This window comes from Chlorobium sp., from assembly GCF_049593655.1.
Classification (GTDB): domain Bacteria; phylum Bacteroidota; class Chlorobiia; order Chlorobiales; family Chlorobiaceae; genus Chlorobium.
The window spans coordinates 1-18,416 of record NZ_JBAWHG010000001.1; the positions used below are offsets into that span (position 1 = coordinate 1).

Sequence of the window (18,416 nt, forward strand, 5' to 3'; positions counted from 1 at the left end):
CCAATCGGCCCGATGGGGCCTATGGGTCCAACGACGAGCTGCCGGTTGAAGGTGTAGGAGGAGCTGTAGTTCGAGCGTCCGCTGCCGTCGGTGAACCTGGTGTAGGTTTCGACGCGAAGGGTGCTTCTGCTGAGCGGCCTGACGATGACCATCGTCTGGCTGAAGCCGGTGCTGAAGATTGCCGAAACGGCCTGGGCGTTCTGCTCGATGTTTGAGGAAACGCCGGGAGCGTAAGGGTTGGCGCTGACTTCGCCCCAGTCGCAATCCTGCGGGTGGCATTTGCCCCATGCATGCATTGTCAGCGCGTTGCCGCTGCCGGAGATGGCCAGTCTGGTGATGCCCGCAGTGTTAGGGTCGGCATTTTTCCACGTGCCGGTAAACTGGCTGATGGCCGCGAAACTCAGCGACTGCAGCAGCAGAAGCGTGAGTATGAGCGCAGCCGGGATGGCGATGATCTTTTTCATTCCTGTTTTTGTTAGGGGGTGAAAGGGGAATTGTGGAACAACAGGTAAAAGTTAGGTATTCTTCCTCTTAAAAACAAAGTTTGCATTTTGGCGTGCGCGATACGCAGGTTCTGTCGCAATTAATCCCGTTTCTTTTCCTACTTTCCTTTCTGCAACCGTTTCGACACGTATGACCGCGATAACCAATGAACGTACCCGCTGAAGACTCTGCTTCCGACGACGGCAACCCCGCCCCGGAGCCTGTTCCCCCAGGCATGAAAGAGAAGGTTCTTTCTGCTTTTCCCGCATTCCGGAGCCGGAATTTCCGGCTCTATTTTATCGGGCAGATCGTTTCGATGATCGGCACCTGGCTGCAGATGGTGGCTCAGGGGTGGCTGGTGCTTGAAATGACCGGTTCGGCTTTCTGGGTGGGCGTTACCGCCGCAGCCTCGTCGCTGCCGACCCTGTTTCTTTCGCTGTTCGGCGGTGTTATCGTCGACCGGTACAACCGGAAAACCATTCTGCTCTGGACCCAGTCGGCTTCGATGATGCTGGCGCTCGTGCTCGGCGCCGTCACCCTGTCCGGAACGGTGACGCTTGCCGTCATCATGGTTATGGCGTTTCTGCTCGGCTGCGTCGCCGCGGTGGCCACTCCGGCGATACAGGCGTTTCTGAGCGAAATGGTCGAGCGCAGCGAACTGCACTCGGCCGTTGCGCTCAATGCGGCAATCTTCAACGCATCTCGGGTGATCGGCCCGGCCATAGCCGGCCTCATGATTGCCTGGATCGGCACGGGCGGTGCGTTCATGGTCAACGGCCTGAGCTATCTTGCCGTCATCGCAGCCCTGCTCGCCATCCGGACAGCCCCTCCCCTCACGAAGCCCGAGGCGCATCAGCCGCCGCTGCAGTCCATCCGCGAGGGGATTGTCTATACCTGGGAGCATCCTGTCATTCGCACCATCGTGCTGTTCGTCTCCGTGGTTTCGATATTCGGATGGTCGTTCATGTCGATGCTGCCGGTGGTAGCCAAGCAGACCTTCGGCATGGGTTCCGACGGTATGGGATACCTTTTTTCCGCGTTCGGGTTAGGCTCGCTTTCCGGCACCGTGCTGGTTTCGATGTCGTCAGGAAAGATCCGGAGCTCCATGATGGTGATCGGAGGCATTCTCACCTTTTCCATCGCGCTCGGAGCCTTCACCTTTGCCACGGACGAGCGCATTGCGATGGGCTTTCTCTTCATCGCCGGCATCGGCATGCTTTCGGCTTTCGCCACCATGACCGCCACGGTGCAGCGCCTCGTCGAAGACCGCTACCGGGGCAGGGTGATGAGCATCTACCTGATGGTGCTGATGGGGTTCATGCCGCTGGGCAACCTGCAGGTCGGGTTCCTCTCCGAGCATTTCGGTACGGCGCTGGCCATAAGGATCGGCAGCGTCGTCGTGCTGCTTGCAACCCTTTTCCTGTTCAGCTACCGGAAGGATATCCAGTCTGCATGGAATGATTACCGGGCCGCTGGTGCGTGAAACCCCGGGCCCGGGACCGGCACGACCGTCGGGCAGGGGCAAGGTGCCTCATTCTGCAACAGCTGCAGGTCGAACTTCGGACGCTATCGTGCGTCCTGTCTCATTTTTCCGCTTTTCTTCCGCATCGAACATGTTCATTAACCTCATTTCATGAGATGAGTTAGCTGGTAATCTTCCGGTTTGGCATGACAATTGCTTAATGATGGGTAAATATTAAACAATTGAAAACAAACTCATCATGTCAGCGCTCAAAATGGTTTTATCTCCCGGGATGGTCCTCAGCGCAAGCGAGGTCCGACGGCTGGAAGCCGACTGGGCAGACGGCGACAGGCAGTGTGCCGCAACGAATCGGGAACAGGGCCGGAACCCTTCTGACCGTTCCGAAAACAGCTTCAGGGCTCGCATAGCGCTGCAGCTCGGCGCAACCGCCGCAGCAATGGCCATTTTCCCGGAGATGAAGCTGACTTCGCTCGGGACCCTTCCGGGGATCGGCGAACTCGCAACCGGAGCGCTTGCCGTCCCGGCTACCATGCTGCTCTCTCTTGCCATCATGAACGCCGTCAGAAAAATCGACAGCCAGTACGCTCTTGCCGGAGCGGCTTCCCTTGCCGCCCTTGGCGCATTTGGTATCCTCTCCTGGCTCAACTCGACGGTTCTGCTTCTGGCGCTCTCCGTTGCCTCCGCAGGCGCGGTCGGACTTTTTCTGCTGACCGGCCGCTCGCGCTCCGGGCATTCAGGATTCAGGCCGCTTGCCGACATCGCCGGGTTCCTGCTTGCCGTTGTAGCCCTTTCCATGCCTCAGGCAACGGGCGGGGCGGTTTCTCCGGCAGTGGCGCTCACGGCGCTCGCCCTGCCGCTCGTCAATCTTGTGTCGGTCGCGCTGGGCCGGGTCATGAACGGGCACAGCCCCTTCATGACGGACGGTTACCCCGGATTTTCCGGGACAAGTCATCGGGTTTTGGTATCGCTGAGCCTTGTTTTCCCTCTGCTGGCTATTGCGGCAGCAGTGCTGGAGGTATCGGATGCCATGCTGTTTATCTCGCTTGCAGGTCTTTGTGCCGCGTATCATGCAGTTTCGCGGCGGCCTGATTACAACCAGGGGAGTTAACAGCTTTCCGGTCTGCAGGCAGGCGCCGGTTCGGGCCTGCCTGCAGCGCCGGTTATTTTACAGGAACCCTTCCCCTCTCCCCCGCGTTACCAGTTGCATACAGACAGACCATAACACAACAGCTCTCCGGTGGTGAAGCATCTGCTCGTTACAGCCATACTGATTCTGGCCGCCATACCGGTTTCCTGCGCCGGACCTTCCGGAAAGCCCAACCGATCACCTGCCATGCAGAAGCCGGCTTCTTCGAATCCCTACTATTCCCGCACCGATACCGCAAAACTCGATCTGCCCGATTCCGTCTGGAAAAAGGTGCTTCCTCCGGATGTGTACGAGGTGGCCCGCCGTGCGGGTACCGAACGCGCCTTTACCGGCAGATACTGGGATTACGAAGGTCGCGGCACCTACTTCTGCGCCGTGTGCGGCAATGCGCTGTTCCGCTCCGACGCCAAGTTCGCCAGTTCATGCGGATGGCCGAGCTTTTTCGAGACGGTGCGCTCCGGAAGCGTGGAGTATCGTACCGACAGGGCTTACGGCATGGAGCGCAGCGAAGTGCTGTGCGGCCGGTGCGGTTCGCATCTCGGCCATGTTTTCGATGACGGCCCGCCACCCACCGGCAGGCGGTTCTGCATGAATTCGATCGTGCTGGATTTCGAGCCGGAGGAGTGAGGCCGGATTTCAGTGCGCCTGTGAGAGGTCGGCTTTCTCCCCTTTTTTCAGCTTGATGAACAGCAGCAGCGGCATCGAGAGCGCGAACAGCAGGGCGATCAGCATGAATGCGTCCATATAGGCGAGATGGTAACTCTGTGCCGTCAGGGTGCCTTCGAGCGATCGCAGAGCCGCCTGTTCGGCTTCGACCGGCGAGAGCATGCGCGACTGCGCCGCCTGCTGTAAGCCGTTGAGCCGCTCGACGGCGGCGGGATCGTAAGGCGAGAGGTGTCCGAGCAGTTCAATCCTGTGGGCGGCCACGCGTTTGGCCACGTAGGTATTGGTGAGCGCGATCCCGAAGGATCCTCCGAGCTGGCGCACCATGTTGTTCAGGCCGGTGGCCTGGCCGATATCCTTGCCGTGCAGGCCTGCGACGGCGAGCATGGTGACGGGAATGAAGATGAAACCGAGGGCTACGCCGCGCACCAGCAGTATCCAGAAAAAGTTCGCGGCTCCCGACTGCATGGTCTGCTGGCCGAGTTCCCAGCAGAAAAGGGTGAAGGCGGCCATGCCGACCGTCATGAGGATTTTGGCCGAGGCGCCACGCTGCAGGGCGATGCCGAGCGGCAGGGCGATGATGCCGGTTACCATGGCGCTCGGAAAAAGCACCAGTCCGGTGAGCAGGGCCGTGAAGCCGAGCAGGTGCTGCACGAACACCGGAAAGACGAAGAGCGAGCCGTACAGCCCGTAGCCGACGACGAAGGTCAGCACGGCGGCAATCGCCAGGTTGTGGCTCCGGGCGAGCACGCGGAGATCGACGGCGGGTTCCTCGACCCGCAGCTCCCACCAGACGAAAAGCAGCAGCGAGACCGTGGCGATGATGGTGAACCAGGTGATGTAGGGCGTTTCGAACCAGTCTTTCGATTCTCCCCGCTCGAGGATGAACTGCAGCGACCCGATGCCGAGAGCCAGAAGACCGATGCCGGTCCAGTCGATACTGGTGACCTTCTGCTTGGTTTTCGGTTCCCTGATGAAGGAGAATGCCGACCAGGCGGCGAGCAGGCCGACCGGAATGTTCACGAAAAAGCACCACTCCCAGCTGAAAGAGTCTACAAGGTAGCCTCCGAGCAGCGGGCCGATGGTCGGGCCGAGAACGAGCCCCATGGAAAAGATGCCGGTTGCCTTGCCGCGGTCTTCGGGAGGATAGGTTTCGTACAGAATGGCCTGGGATGTGGGGAGCAGCGCTCCGCCGCCGATGCCCTGCAGAAAGCGGAAAAAGACCAGCGTCCAGATATCGGTAGCCACGCCGCAGAGCAGCGATGCCGCCGTAAAGAGCAGAATCGAGCCGATATAGTAGTTGCGGCGGCCGAGCAGGTTGCCGAGAAAGCCCGAGAGCGGAATGACGATGACGTTGGCGATGGCGTAGCTCGTTACCACCCAGGCAACGTCTTCGATGCTGGCGCCGAGGTTCCCGCTGATCTGCGTGATGGCCACGTTCACGATGGTGGTGTCGATCAGCTCGAGCATGGCCGAAACGATCACCGTGAGGGTGATGATGATGCGCCGCGCACCGGTTTCGTAGGTGTGCAGCGCTGGCTGCAGCGCAGTTGCCGCTCCCTGACCGCTCATTTTACCCGGACCTCCACGACAACGTTCATCCCTGCCGCGAGTTTGCGTTCGTTATCGGGTTTGCCGGTAAAGAGTATCCTGACCGGCACGCGCTGGGCGACCTTGACGAAGTTGCCGCTCGCGTTGTCGGGCGGCAGCAGGGCGAATCGCGCTCCGGTTCCGGATGAGATCGATTCCACCTCGCCCTCGAACTCTTTTTCGGGGTATGCGTCTACCCTGATGGATACCTTCTGGCCGGGTCTGAGATTTTCGAGCTGCGTCTCCTTGAAGTTCGCTACAACCCAGAGCTTGCGGCTGCCAACCAGGGCGATCAGCTGCTGGCCGGGCGCGACATACTGGCCGGGCTGAACGTTTTTCTTCGATACGTGCCCGTCTGCAGGCGCGGTAATGGCGGTGTAGGAGAGCTGCAGTTCGGCATTGCGCAGTTCGGCCTCGCGCATTTTCAGCTGCGCCGCCGCGGCTTTGCGCTGACTTTCGGCAGCAGCATGCTGCGCCGAGGAGGAGAGTGCTCCGGCTTTTACGGCATCGAACTCCGAAGGCGAGATAACGTCCTGCCTGCGCAGGTTTTCGCTTCGCCGGAGGTCGGCGCCGAGTTTCTGACCGGTCGCTGCGGCGGCAAGTGCGGCTTCGCCGGCGGCAGCAACGGAAGCACGGGCATTTTCGAGGGCAGCCGAGGCCATATCGCGCCGGACCTCGTAGTCAACCGGGTCGAGCAGCACCAGCGTGTCCCCTTTGGCCACCTTCTGGTTGTCGGTAGTGAGAACCTTGTCCACCCTGCCGGGTATGCGCGAAATGACCGGGTAGATATCCCCTTCGATCTGGGCATTGTCGGTTTCGACGTAGAGGAAAGAGTGCCAGATTTTGCTTCCGCCCCAGATGAGCGCCCCGAGAACGGCGACGGCCATGATGACCAGACGCAGCGGGTTGGATGCTTTAATACCCTCTTTTCCTGTCTTTTCGGCTGCTCCGGTGTTTTTTTCCTGTTCTGTCATCAGGCTGATTGTTTCGTGTTGTTCGAAAGAAGCTGTGCGCTATCCTCGCGCTCTCTTGCGGTGTTTCCCGTTTCGGGCGATTTGTAGACGACGACCGGGCATGCGGATCTGCGCATCACGGTTTCGGCCGTGCTGCCCATGAGCAGTCGGGTAAAGGCCATGCTTCCGTGAGAGCCCAGCAGGAGCAGGTCCGCCTTTTGCTCTTTGGCATAGGCGAGGATCTCCGCCGCGGGATCGCCATGCTGCACGCTGAACAGCGCCCGGCTGCCGCGCCGGGCAAGGATGTCGCTGTAGTGCGAGAAGGCGTGCAGCTGTTTTTCCAGCAGGCCCTCCGAGTCGTTTTCGGCGGGCTCGACGTGCAGCAGGGTGAGTTCCGCTCCGCACTGCTGCAGCTCGGCGGCATAGGCCACCACATCGTCGGAGTGCGGCGAAAAATCAACCGCGCAGATGATCTGTTTCAGTTTCTTCTGCATGTTACCAGAATACCTCCCCTGTTGCCCGTTTAAGGGTGTAGTTGTTCAGCACGTAGTCATATGCCGCCTGCAGCCGGGCAAGTTCCGCCTGGGCAAGCGATGCTTCGGTATCGAGAAGGTCGAGGGTTGTCGCCATGCCGTTTTCATAGCGTGCACGCGCATGTTCGGCGGCCAGTTTTGCCTGCTGCACCTGCGATTCGGTCGTCAGAATGTTCTCCCGTGCGGTTTCCAGGGCGTGCACGGTTTCCTGTACGTCGGTTCTGACCTGCTCTTCGGTGTCGATCCTTCGTTCTGCCGCCGCGCGCAGCAGGGCTGCCGCCTCCTGGCGCTGTGCCGATGTGCGGAACCCGGTAAAGATCGGCAGCTCGACCTGGACTCCCGCCGCCACGTTTTCGCGGATTTCGTCGATATCAGGCTGGTAGCCGTTCGTTACTCCCCATGAAGCGCTTGCGCTGACCACCGGCAGGCCCTCCTTCATGGCCAGCGAGCGGCGGAGCCGGGCCGACTGTTCGTATTCGCCGGCAAGCTTCAGTTCGGGCCGGCGCTGTATTGCATTTTCAACAAGCGCAGCCTCGTCCGGTCGCGCAGGAAGTACCGAGAAGTTTCCTTTGAGGTCGAGAGGCGTGTTGACTGCAAGTCCGGTCAGGCGGCGCAGGGTCAGCTCATGGCGGCGCAGCTGATGTTCCAGACCGAGCTTCTTCGAGCGCGCCGCCTGGATGCGCACGTCGGTCGAAAGCACGTCGAAGCGGGTTGCCGTGCCGGCCTGGTAGCGTTTCGAGGTATAGTCGAATGCTTTTCTCAGGGCGGTTATCTCCTTCTCCTCGACGCGTATGCTTTCGCGAAGGAAAAGAATGCCGTAGAAGATCTCCACCGTCTGGTAGGAGATGTCGCGCCGGGCGATATCGAGCGTATGGCTCGCGGCGTTTTTCCCTGCCCGGGCGATATCGACCTCGTTACCCCTCTTGCCGAAATCCAGCAGGGTCGCCTTTGCGGTGATTTTCGCCTCGTAGTTGTCGTTCGGCATGAACTGTATCGGCTCTCCCCCGCCGAAGCCCATTTCGGATACCGGGTCGATATAGCGGTAACCGGCGCTGGCCGTTATCTGCGGATAATAAGCGCTCTGCTGCTGCCGGATGCGGGCATCCGCGGCATTGACCTCCTCTGCTGCGGCTTTCAGCGACGGGTTGTGCTCCCTGGCCAGCCGTATGGTTTCTTCAAGCGTGAGCGGCCGGGCGGCACTCTCCCCGGCGGCTTCGAGCCGGAACGGAAGGGCGATCATCAGTGCCGCCGCGGCCATGCCGGTATATCGAATCAGCTTCTTCTTCATCGGTGCTTTTGTTTTCAAAATGGTTGCGCAGTCGCGCATTGCCGGCCGAGGCCGGATACTGCCCTGAGTTTTTTACAGGCAATTCATGTGCCGGAAATCGTGCGAAGGGTTGAAAACCTTCAGGAGCAATGCTGGCGGGGCCTTCCGGAGGAACCCTTTACCTTGCCCGTTTGTTTGTTTTCTGAAAAATTCAGAATATTCTGTATTTTGTGTTCCTGATTTTCAGGAATAGCCAGATCGAAACCAGGATACCGATGCCGATTGAGTCCATGCACGAAGCCAGTTCGCTGATGCAGTATATCAGCGATGCCGTAGGTTCGATCCGCGACCCGCAGGAGCTGTTCCGTACGGTGACCGACAAGCTTCGCCTCGTTTTCGAATTCGATTCGGCCGTCATTATCACCTTCGACCGCGACCGGCGACATATCAATGTGTTTTTCGAGATGCTGCGTTTCGAGCTTCCCGATACCGTCCAGCGCAAAAAGCGGCCGGTCGCGGGTTCGTGGATCGAGCCGCACCTTGGCGATACAGCCGTCTCGGTGATCTCCATAGAGGGTGAGATCAACCGCTATCCTGCTGATCTCCATGTTCCGGGTATGCTGTACGATCTCGGCCTGCGGCAGGTGGTGCTCTCGCCCCTTCGTTCCGGCGGCAAGGTGATCGGGTTTCTGAACTTCGTTTCGAAGCAGGAGAAAAACTGGTCGGATGGTGAAAAGGAGCTGCTTTCCACCCTCTCATCGCCCATTGCCGTGGCCGTCAGCAACGCCCTGGCCTATGAGGAGCTCCGGCAGCGCGAAGCCGAGACGGCCATGCAGCTTGCCGTGAACAATGCGCTGCTCACCATAAGGGACCGCAGCCGGATGATGCTTGCCGTCTGCGAGCAGATCGACCGGCTGGTTCCCTGCACCTTTCTCGGTATACGGGTCATGCAGAGCGACGGCGATTACCGGGTGTTCGATAATTTCATGCGGGAACCCGACGGAGGATTTTCGCCCATGCTCTCCTACGATCATCTCGGCGTATCGGATTTCAGGGAGATCGCCAGGGAGAGCTTTGCCCTCATCACCAGACCGGGCTGTTATTCCGGAGAGGATTTCGACCAGCTCTGCCGGCAGTACCGGCTTGTCGCACTCGTGCGCGACAGGCTCGGCGTCTGTTCGGTCATCAGCGCCGGGCTCTGGGAGTCTCCGGGAAGCCGTGCGGGCCTGATCATTTCCAATACATCGAGGGCTTTCGACGAGCACGATCTGCAGACGATCGGCATGATCGTGCCGCAGCTCTCGCTTGCGCTGCAGAACTACCTTGCCTACGAGGAGATCGACGAGCTGCGACGTCGCCTGGAGGGCGAGCGGACGCTGCTGATCGAGGAGATCACGGGTGCGCACGATTTCGAGGAGATTATCGGCCGGAGCGCTCCGCTTGCGGCGGTACTGCGCAGGGTAAGCCAGGTGGCCCCGACCGATGCGACCGTTCTCATCCAGGGTGAAACCGGTACGGGAAAGGAGCTGTTTGCCCGTGCCATTCACCATCTTTCTCCCCGACGGGACCGGATGATGGTCAAGGTGAACTGCGCCGCGCTTCCTGCGGCATTGATCGAGTCGGAGCTGTTCGGGCACGAGAAGGGGAGTTTTACCGGCGCGACGGAGCGCAGGATCGGCAAGTTCGAACTCGCATCCGGAGGCACGATTTTTCTCGACGAGATCGGCGAGCTGCCGCTGGAACTGCAGGCCAAGCTGCTCAGGGTGCTGCAGGAGCGAGAGCTGGAGCGGATCGGCGGCAGTCGGGTCATCGCGGTGGACGTCAGGGTGATCGCCGCCACGAACCGCGATCTCGAAGGCGAGGTCGCCGCGGGCCGCTTCCGCGAAGATCTCTACTTCAGGCTCAACGTGTTTCCGCTCGCCATTCCCTCCCTTCGGGAGCGCCGGGAAGATATCGCCCTGCTTGCCGCGCACTTCGCTGCGCGTTACGCTCGCGAATTCGGCCGTCCGCAGCTGCCCTTCCGCCAGAGCGATCTTCTGCGGCTCGAGGCCCGCGACTGGAAAGGCAATATCCGGGAACTCGCCCATATTGTCGAGCAGGCGGTGATCGTCTCCGAAGGGCCTTCACTCGATTTTTCCTCGATTCTCTCTCCGGAATCTGCCGCAGCGGCGTCGGGAGCTGTAGGACCGGTCAGGAGCATGCGCGATTTCGAGTCGGAGATGGTGCTGCTCGAGCGGGAGCTGATACTCGACGCACTGCAGCGCTCCGGAGGCCGGGTGAGCGGCGAGGGCGGTGCGGCCGAACGGCTCGGCATGCATCCGAAAACCCTCTACTCGCGCATCGACAAGCTGGGGCTGAAGAAAAAGTACGGGTAGCAGGCGGTCGGAAGGCTGCAGCTTCGCAGGGGCGACAGGCCTGCAGCCCGGGGTGTAACCCCGGAAAGGCGGTGCTGAAAAAACGGGCCGCTGTCCGTTATCTCCCGTTCCCCTGAGCCGCACGGCTCATCCGCAGACCGCTCTTATGGCATCCGCGACGACAGGAATGCCCCGCCCGATCTCTTCCGGGGTGTTGTTGCAGTACGAAAGCCGCAGGGCGTTGTTTTTCATACCGTCGGGATCGAAGGTTTTTCCCGCAACGAATACCGCGCCTCCCTCGATGCTTTTTTTCATGATTTCCGACGCGTCGGCGCTTTCGGGCAGGTTCAGCCAGATGTAGAACCCTCCCGAGGGTTCGTTCCAGCGGACATAACCGGGAAGGTGCTCCCGGAGGGCGGCGCTCATGGCTTCGGCCCTCGTCTTGTATTCGAGGCGGACCTTTTCGATGTAGGGGTAAATTTTTCCCGAGCGGATGAACGCGTCGGCAAGCACCTGCGTGAAGCTGGGCGAACAGGCGTCGGCGGACTGCTTGAGCAGTTCGCATTTCGAGGCTATGGGTTCCGGGGCGAGCAGCCAGCCGAGCCGCAGGCCCGGCCCGAGGATTTTCGAAAACGAACCGGTATAGCAGATGTCGATGCCCTCCGGGTCGATAGCCTTCAGCGGCCTGAGCTGCGGGCGGTCCTTCTCGTGAAAACAGAGGTCGCCGTAGGCGTCATCCTCGATGAGCGGGATGTCCTTTCCCTCGAGGACCCCGATCAGTTCCTGTTTTCGGGATTCGCTGTAGAGGATGCCTGCGGGGTTGTGGAAGTAGGGCGTGATGTAGAGGAACTTCGCTTTCGGGCTCTTTCCGGTTTCCATCAGCAGCTCTCCGGCGTCGATCCCCTCGCTGTCCACGGCGATGCCTTTGAGTTCGGCCCGGCATGAGCGGAATGCGGAGAGCGCTCCGATGAAACAGGGGTTTTCGACGAGCACCCTGTCGCCGGGATCGATGAAGACGTTGGCCAGGAGGTTCAGGGCCTGCTGTGATCCGGTAGTGATCATCAGGCGGTTTTTCTTTACCGGAAGCCCTTTCTTTTCGAGAAAACCGCCCAGCGACTCGAGCAGGGAGGGCAGGCCGGGCGTAGGCCCGTACTGAAAGGCTGTCTGTCGGGTCCGGCTGTCGAGATTCCGGAAAAGCTCTTCGATCTCGTCGACGGGAAAGAGATTGTTGTCGGGCATGCCCCCGGCGAACGAGATGATGCCCGGCTTCGAGGCCAGGCTCATCAGCTCCCTGATTTCAGAGGAGCGGAATGATGAAACCGATTGTGAGAATCCTGGCATTGCTGATTTTTTTGCTTTCCCTTTCCTTTGGCGCGCTGCGATCTTCAGGCCCTTTTTTTCATATCTGGTAGACGTCGCCCTGCTGCAGCAGCTCCATTTCGTGCTCCTGCAGAACCCTGATGATGTTTTCAAGGGAGTCCGCCCTGATGACCACCGTCGCCTTGCACTCTCCGGAAGCGAAGGCGTACATGTAGTCGATGGTTATGTTGCTGTCGGAAATGATCTGCAGCGCCTTGTGCAGGCCTCCGGGCCGGTGCGGTACGATCATGCCGACCACGTCGGTTATTTTGACGGCGAAGCCGCGGTTCCGCAACACTTCAGCGGCCTGTTCGGGCTTTCCGACGATCATGCGCAGGATGCCGTAATCGGCGGTATCGGCGATGCTGAACGCCGATATGTTGATGTCGTGTTCGGCCAGTATGCCGGTCAGTTCGGTCAGCCGCCCTGTCCGGTTTTCGAGAAAGACCGATAACTGCTTGATGATCATGGCGTCCTCCTTCAGGGTTATGTGAGTTTGCGTTTGTCCAGAACCCGCTGCGCCTTGCCCATGCTGCGCTCGATCGTGCCGGGCTCGACCAGCCTTATGGAAGCGCTGAGGCCCAGCAGACTGGCGATATTGGCGTGGATGCGCCGGCGCAGCTCCTCGAGTTCCTTCACCTCGTCGGAAAAGAACTGCTCTTCGACCTCGACCTGGATTTCAAGGACGTCGAGGTTGTTTTCGCGATCGACCACCAGAAGGTAGTGCGGTTTGGTTTCGTTCATCTCAAGCAGAACCGACTCGATCTGCGACGGGAAGACGTTGACGCCCCGGATGATGAGCATGTCGTCCGAACGTCCCACGCATTTTTCCATGCGTACCAGCGTGCGGCCGCACTGGCACGGTTCGGCGTGCAGGCGGGTCAGGTCGCGCGTGCGGTAACGGAGGAGCGGCATCGCCTCTTTCGTTGCCGGAGTAAAGACCAGTTCACCGAGCTCCCCGTAGGGAAGGAGTTCGCCGGTTTCGGGATTGATGATTTCCGGAATGAAATGGTCTTCGAAAATGTGCATGCCGTTCTGGCACGAGCACTCCATCGATACGCCGGGTCCGATCACCTCGCTGAGGCCGTAGATATCGTAGGCTTTCAGGCCGAGGAGCTGTTCGATCTGGGCGCGCATCTCTTCGGTCCAGGGTTCGGCGCCGAAAATGCCGGCTTTGAGTTTTATGTTTTTCCGGTCGATTTTCTCCTCGATGAGCGCTTCGCCGAGGTAGGCTGCATAGGAGGGCGTACAGGCGATTGCCGTCGAACCGAAATCCTCCATGAGCTGCAGCTGTTTTTTCGTGTTGCCGCCGGAGATGGGAATGACCGAAGCTCCTATTTTTTCCGCGCCGTAGTGCAGCCCGAGTCCGCCGGTAAAGAGACCGTATCCGTAGGCGACCTGAATGATGTCCGATCCGGAGACTCCGGCCATGGTAAGCGAGCGGGCAACCACTTCGCTCCACATGAGGATGTCGTTATGGGTGTAGCCCACGACGGTCGATTTTCCGGTCGTGCCACTCGATGCGTGCAGCCGCACGATCTCCTGCTGCGGTACGGCGAAGAGTCCGAACGGGTAGTTGTCGCGCAGGTCCTGCTTGGTGGTGAAGGGCAGCTTCTGCAGGTCGTCGATCGTGCGGATGTCGCCGGGCTCGATGCCCATGTCCTGCAGTTTGCGGCGGTAGAAGGGCACGTTGAAATAGACCCTTTCGACCATGGCTCTGATCCGTTCGCCCTGAAGTTTCCGGAGCTCTTCGCGTTCCATGCATTCGTGATGCTCGTTCCAGATCATGTGACTGTCGGTTATGGTTGAGATAAAGCAAGTCCTTTGCGGAAAGCCCTGATGTTCATGGCTACCGTATCCTCTCCTTTAGCCTCGAAGATCTTTTCGATGGCGGCTTCGAGCTGCGACGGATCGAGTGCGGTGAACGGAGCGGCAGCCCCCAGCATGACCATGTTCGAAGTTCTCGGGCTGCCGGCTTCACGGGCCAGGGCGGCGGCGTCGACCAGCAGGGGTTCGGCGGTCCGGCGCAGTTCGGCGATGACGGCTTCGATGGGTGGATAGTCGGGCATGTTGACGAACGGCTCGATTGCCGTGACCGTGCGGCCACCGGGTCCCAGAAAGGGGAGATAACGCAGCGCCTCGAGCGGTTCGACGGAGACGATCAGGTCGGCGCGGCCGACGGTGATCAGATCGGCGTGGATTTCGCGGTCGGAAATCCGCAGGTGCGACTGAACGGCGCCTCCCCGCTGGCTCATGCCGTGCACTTCGGCCTGGCGGATGTGGAGGCCGCAATGCAGTGCCGCAAGGTCGATGACCGCCGCGATGCTGAGAATGCCCTGCCCGCCTACTCCGGCCAGAATGATGTTGTTCTGCATGGGTGCTTACGGATTGACGGATTTCGGGTTTTTGCTGCGTTTTCTGCGTGCGGCGCTCTCGATGCATTCCCGCCGGGCAAGCACGACCGATACCCCTTCGTAGGCGATCTCCTGGCTCAGGACGGCGATGTTCTCCCCGAGATGCGGCTTCAGCGGGATGATCGTTCTGATATGCGCCTCCTCCACGCCGAGCCCGAGGCAGATCGCGTGAAGCCGCGTGCCGGTCGCCGCCGAGTCCTGGCCGCCGGTCATGGCCGTGGTGTCGTTATCGGCAATGATGACCGTAACGGGCGTGCGGTCGTTGACGGCGTCGAGCAGGCCGGTCATGCCGGAGTGGGTAAAGGTGGAGTCGCCGATCACGCACACTGCGGGGCGCAGGCCGCCGTCAGCGGCGCCTTTGGCCATGGTTATCGACGCGCCCATATCGACGCAGGTGTGGATGGCGTTGAAGGGGGGCAGGGCTCCGAGCGTGTAGCAGCCGATGTCTGAAAAGACATGCCGGTTTTCGAAGCTCTCCATGACCCGGTTCAGCGCTTCGAAGAGGTCGCGGTGTCCGCATCCCCTGCAGAGTTCAGGCGGACGGTTCGCCACGATCGCCGGAACCGGCGCCGGTTCCGGCAGCGTTACGCCGAGGGCTCTGGCCATGAGTCCGGTATCGAGCTCGCCGGCGCGCGGCAGGGTGCCGTCCATGCGTCCGCGGATGTTCCGGTCGTTGAACCACCCCCTGAGCAGTTCCTCGTAGACCGGATAACCTTCCTCGGCCACCAGTACGCTCCGGCAGCTTTCGAACAGCTCCCCGATCTGCCTTCCGGGAGGCGGGTAGTGGCCGATTTTGAGGATCGGAACGTCGATGCCGAACGTTTCGCGCACCTCCATGGCGTAGTTATAGGCGATGCCGAAGGCCAGTACGCCGACCGGGAACGTTCCGGGAACCATGCGGTTCAGCGGGGACTCTTCGGAAAGCCGTTCGAGGTTTTTCTGTTTGCCGAGCAGCAGGTTGTACTGTTTTCGGGCATTCTGCGGCATCAGCACATAGCGTTCAGGCTCGAGGAGCGCATGCAGCGGATTCTCGGCGTGCTGCGGGGCCCGGACGACTCCCGCGCGTGAATGGGCCAGCCGGGTGGTCAGGCGCAGCATCACCGGGAGCTTTACCGATTCCGAAAGGTCGAAGGCGTAGCGCGCGGCGTCGTACAGCTCCTGCTGCGAGGCGGGTTCGAGGACCGGCACCATGGCGAAACGGCCGTAGAAGCGGCTGTCCTGCTCGTTCTGCGACGAGTGCATCGACGGATCGTCGGCGACGGCGAGCACCAGCCCCCCGTTTACCCCGGTAATGGCGGAATTGATGAAGGCGTCTGCGGCGACGTTGAGCCCGACATGCTTCATGGCCACGAGCGTGCGCTTTCCGGCATAGGCCATGCCGAGCGCGGCTTCGAAGGCGGTTTTTTCGTTTGCCGACCAGGAGGAGCGCACGCCGCGCAGAGCGGCTTCAGGGCTTTTCCGGATGTATTCGGTTATTTCGGTCGAAGGAGTTCCGGGGTAGGCATAGACGCCCGATATTCCGGCGTCGAGAGCGCCGAGCGCTGCAGCTTCGGCTCCCAGTAAAAGTTGACGGTTCATGCATCGAACTTACGGATTCTCATGCAAGAAGTGAAATTTTTCATCCCGTGGTGCAGGAAAAATACGAAATCCGCCGCACCTGTTTTTACCTGCCGGCAGGGCGGGAATATCGGCAGCGCCACCCCGCTCTGGGCGTTGCCGGATCACTGACGTGGATTTGTTGCTGTGCGATGGCGTTGCCGCTTTTCTTTTACAGGAACACCGCAACCTCTTCGAGGGATTTCCGGGTCTTCGGCACCGGCCGGGCGTCGGGGGCCGGATAGCCGAGGGGAGTGAAGGCGAAAATCGCTTCGTCGTCCGTAAGCCCGAGTGCCTGGTAGAGGATGTCGCGGTCGAAGGCGGCGATCCAGCAGCTGCCCACCCCTTCCCATGCCGCGGCAAGGATCATGTGGTCCATGGCGATGGCCAGATCGGTCTCCAGCGAGCTGTAGCCGTCCTTCCGGCGCACCCACGCTTCGCTGCGCCGGCCTTTCACGATGAGCAGATGGGGCGCGCTTTGTATCCAGTCGCGCGGGTAGCAGGGGTAGATCTTTTCAAGCATTCCGGGGGAGCTGACCACGATGAAGCTCCATGGCTGCAGGTTCTTTCCCGAGGGAGCGAGCCTTCCGGCATCGAGGATCCGCTTCATCACATCTTCCGGAAGCGGCCGGTGCTTCTCGAAGCTGCGGATGCTGCACCGCTCCGCCGCCAGCCTGTGAAAACTCATCGGGCGGGTGTTTTCATGCGTGATGGACATGGCCGAAATCCTTTGCTATGCAGTGAAACATCCTGTTGGTCGCCGTCTGCATGATCATCGACATGCCGGCGTTGGTCATGGCGCGGATAATCTGTTCGGGGATGATGCGGAATGCCGGATAGAGCACGAACCGTACATCGATTTTCAGGTCGAAATGCACCCTTGTTTTGTCCGTCTCCATCGGGCGGACATCCATGTCGGCAAAGGCCTTGCCTTCGAAGAGGTAGTTTTTCGGGTCGTCGACCGGCTGCGAGGGCGGATGGTGGTGCCAGCGGATTTTCTTGCCTACCGTGTAGAGGTGAATCATCTCCTCGGTCAGTTCGTCGGGACCGGTTCCTTCGAGATGCTCGGGCAGTTCCACCAGCAGCTCTTCGGACTGCTCGACATAAAAGATCACGTCGAAAGGGTTGTTCTGGGGATCGGTGACCCTGAAATGCCACCGGAAGATGTTCTCTTCGGCGGTCTTTTCGACCTTGTGGCAGAAGGGATTGAAGCCGAGAATCTTCGACTGGTCGGAGAGGTAGCTGACCGTACGGTCGAACTCCCCGTGAAAAATCCATTCACCTCTGCTTTTGCCTGTGGCTTCCATTTCCATTACCGGTGCTCTCCCTCTGCGGCGCGTTCGACGGCCGTTTTCCTCTCTGTAGTTGTTTCTGGCTGATTCATGCAGGGAGGGGGTTCCCTGATTTATAAATATAACGACAATAGCGCAATAATATATCCCGGTAACATATTTCAGGTGCGCCCGGCCGGTTTCCTCAGATCATTTCCGCCTGCAGGCGCGCGGTCTGGTCGTGCAGCTTCAGGGCTTCGATGATGTCGCCGATCTCCCCCTGCATGATCTGCGGCAGCGCATGGCTGGTGAATCCGATCCGATGGTCGGTCACCCGCGACTGGGGATAGTTGTAGGTTCTGATTTTTGCGCTCCTGTCGCCGGTGGTTACCATCGACCGGCGCAGGTCGGCGCGCTGCTGCTGCTGCTCGGCAAGCTGGATGTCGTAGAGTTTCGTGCGGAGCATGGTCATGGCCCGCTCCTTGTTCTGCAGCTGCGAACGCTCCTCCTGGCAGGCGGCAACAATGCCGGTGGGCAGGTGGGTGATTCTGACGGCGGTCTCGACCTTGTTGACGTTCTGGCCCCCCTTGCCGCCGCTCCGGTAGGTGTCGAAGCGCAGGTCGTCGCGGCGGATCTCCACATCGACCTCTTCGGCTTCGGGCAGAACCGCCACGCTGGCTGCCGAGGTATGAATGCGACCCTGGGTTTCGGTGTCGGGAACCCGCTGCACCCGGTGGACGCCGCTTTCGTATTTCATGGTCGCGAACACGTCATGGCCGCTGACTTCGAGCGTCACCTCGCGGAACCCGCCGGGCACGGAGCTCTCGGTATAGTCGAGTACGACGCATTTCCAGCCCTGCCGCTCGGCATAGCGCTGGTACATGCGAAGGAGATCCGCGGCAAACAGCGCAGCTTCGTCCCCTCCGGTTCCGGCCCGGATTTCGATGATCACGTTTCGGGAATCGGCTTCGTCTTTCGGAAGCAGGAGCACCTTCAGCTGCTGTTCGAGCAGGGGGAGCTGCTCCTGCAGGTCGCCTATTTCCGCCTGGACGAGATCCCGCATCTGGGGGTCGTTTTCACTGGCGAGCAGTTCACGCGACTCCTCGAGCTGCTTTCGGGCAAGGCTGTACCGGTCGAAAGCGTGAACGATCTCGCGCAGGTCGCTGTACTCCTTGTTGAGCTTTCTGAAGCGGTTCTGGTCGGATGCGGCAGCCGGGTCGGCCAGCTGCTGCTCGAGATCGAGATGCTTTTCCTTGATGGCCTGCAGTTTGTCAAACATGGTTGTTTATTCTCCCGCCCTCTC

At 60.4% G+C, this 18,416-nt stretch carries 16 protein-coding genes and 1 pseudogene; 4 read left to right on the top strand and 13 right to left on the bottom strand.

The features are described 5' to 3' along the window. Positions 1 to 464 (bottom strand): annotated as a pseudogene (locus WBP50_RS00005) (hypothetical protein); the annotation flags it as partial. 185 nt (positions 465 to 649) lie between these two features. Between WBP50_RS00005 and WBP50_RS00010 the strand changes: the two are divergent. The 3 genes from WBP50_RS00010 (at position 650) to msrB (ending at position 3,740) form a co-directional block, all read left to right on the top strand. Next, positions 650 to 1,966, top strand: a complete 1,317-nt coding sequence (locus WBP50_RS00010; RefSeq protein ID WP_423931007.1) for an MFS transporter — start codon at positions 650 to 652, stop codon at positions 1,964 to 1,966. A gap of 238 nt (positions 1,967 to 2,204) precedes the next feature. Further along, positions 2,205 to 3,074: a hypothetical protein gene (locus WBP50_RS00015; protein WP_423931008.1), complete on the top strand. Its 870-nt coding sequence runs from the start codon at positions 2,205 to 2,207 to the stop codon at positions 3,072 to 3,074. 129 nt (positions 3,075 to 3,203) lie between these two features. Continuing rightward, a complete protein-coding gene (gene msrB, locus WBP50_RS00020; RefSeq protein WP_423931009.1) occupies positions 3,204 to 3,740 on the top strand; it encodes a peptide-methionine (R)-S-oxide reductase MsrB in 537 nt (178 codons plus the stop codon). Positions 3,741 to 3,749: 9 nt separating this feature from the next. Here msrB and WBP50_RS00025 read toward each other — a convergent pair whose 3' ends face one another. Genes WBP50_RS00025 through WBP50_RS00040 form a run of 4 tightly spaced genes read right to left on the bottom strand, consistent with a single transcriptional unit; the run spans position 3,750 to position 8,140 of the window. Further along, entirely contained in the window at positions 3,750 to 5,348 is a 1,599-nt protein-coding gene (locus WBP50_RS00025) for a DHA2 family efflux MFS transporter permease subunit (protein WP_423931010.1), read from the bottom strand. Then, complete coding sequence (locus tag WBP50_RS00030; RefSeq protein WP_423931011.1) at positions 5,345 to 6,340, bottom strand: HlyD family secretion protein; 996 nt, start codon at positions 6,338 to 6,340, stop codon at positions 5,345 to 5,347. Before WBP50_RS00030 ends, WBP50_RS00025 begins: the two co-directional genes overlap by 4 nt. Further along, positions 6,340 to 6,813 (bottom strand): universal stress protein, encoded by a 474-nt coding sequence (locus WBP50_RS00035; RefSeq protein ID WP_423931012.1) that lies wholly within the window; start codon positions 6,811 to 6,813, stop codon positions 6,340 to 6,342. The genes WBP50_RS00030 and WBP50_RS00035 overlap by 1 nt, the downstream gene beginning before the upstream one ends. A 1-nt stretch (position 6,814) precedes the next feature. Beyond that, on the bottom strand, positions 6,815 to 8,140 hold the full coding sequence (locus tag WBP50_RS00040; RefSeq protein WP_423931013.1) for a TolC family protein: 1,326 nt from the start codon (positions 8,138 to 8,140) through the stop codon (positions 6,815 to 6,817). Between the two features lie 254 nt (positions 8,141 to 8,394). Between WBP50_RS00040 and WBP50_RS00045 the strand changes: the two genes are divergently transcribed. After that, positions 8,395 to 10,494 carry a sigma-54-dependent Fis family transcriptional regulator gene (locus WBP50_RS00045; protein WP_423931014.1) on the top strand — a complete coding sequence of 700 codons (2,100 nt, stop codon included), beginning with the start codon at positions 8,395 to 8,397 and terminating at the stop codon, positions 10,492 to 10,494. A gap of 126 nt (positions 10,495 to 10,620) precedes the next feature. Here the strand turns inward: WBP50_RS00045 and WBP50_RS00050 are convergent, their stop codons facing one another. The 8 genes from WBP50_RS00050 to prfA all read right to left on the bottom strand — a co-directional run bounded on the left by WBP50_RS00050 (position 10,621) and on the right by prfA (position 18,392). Beyond that, entirely contained in the window at positions 10,621 to 11,814 is a 1,194-nt protein-coding gene (locus tag WBP50_RS00050) for a PLP-dependent aminotransferase family protein (protein ID WP_423931015.1), read from the bottom strand. A gap of 58 nt (positions 11,815 to 11,872) precedes the next feature. Beyond that, a complete protein-coding gene (locus tag WBP50_RS00055; protein WP_423931016.1) occupies positions 11,873 to 12,301 on the bottom strand; it encodes an ACT domain-containing protein in 429 nt (142 codons plus the stop codon). 17 nt (positions 12,302 to 12,318) lie between these two features. Further along, the gene (locus WBP50_RS00060) at positions 12,319 to 13,620 is read right to left on the bottom strand and encodes a phenylacetate--CoA ligase family protein (RefSeq protein WP_423931017.1); all 1,302 of its coding nucleotides are present in this window, start codon (positions 13,618 to 13,620) and stop codon (positions 12,319 to 12,321) included. An 11-nt stretch (positions 13,621 to 13,631) separates the two neighbouring features. Beyond that, positions 13,632 to 14,207: an indolepyruvate oxidoreductase subunit beta gene (locus WBP50_RS00065; protein ID WP_423931018.1), complete on the bottom strand. Its 576-nt coding sequence runs from the start codon at positions 14,205 to 14,207 to the stop codon at positions 13,632 to 13,634. Positions 14,208 to 14,213: 6 nt separating this feature from the next. Beyond that, the gene (locus WBP50_RS00070) at positions 14,214 to 15,824 is read right to left on the bottom strand and encodes a thiamine pyrophosphate-dependent enzyme (protein WP_423931019.1); all 1,611 of its coding nucleotides are present in this window, start codon (positions 15,822 to 15,824) and stop codon (positions 14,214 to 14,216) included. A gap of 190 nt (positions 15,825 to 16,014) precedes the next feature. Then, positions 16,015 to 16,560, bottom strand: coding sequence for a nitroreductase family protein (locus WBP50_RS00075; RefSeq protein ID WP_423931020.1), 546 nt, complete (start codon positions 16,558 to 16,560; stop codon positions 16,015 to 16,017). Beyond that, positions 16,544 to 17,155 carry a DUF1997 domain-containing protein gene (locus tag WBP50_RS00080; protein WP_423931021.1) on the bottom strand — a complete coding sequence of 204 codons (612 nt, stop codon included), beginning with the start codon at positions 17,153 to 17,155 and terminating at the stop codon, positions 16,544 to 16,546. Before WBP50_RS00080 ends, WBP50_RS00075 begins: the two co-directional genes overlap by 17 nt. Before the next feature lie 163 nt (positions 17,156 to 17,318). Beyond that, a complete protein-coding gene (prfA, locus tag WBP50_RS00085; RefSeq protein WP_423931022.1) occupies positions 17,319 to 18,392 on the bottom strand; it encodes a peptide chain release factor 1 in 1,074 nt (357 codons plus the stop codon). Positions 18,393 to 18,416: the final 24 nt, after the last annotated feature.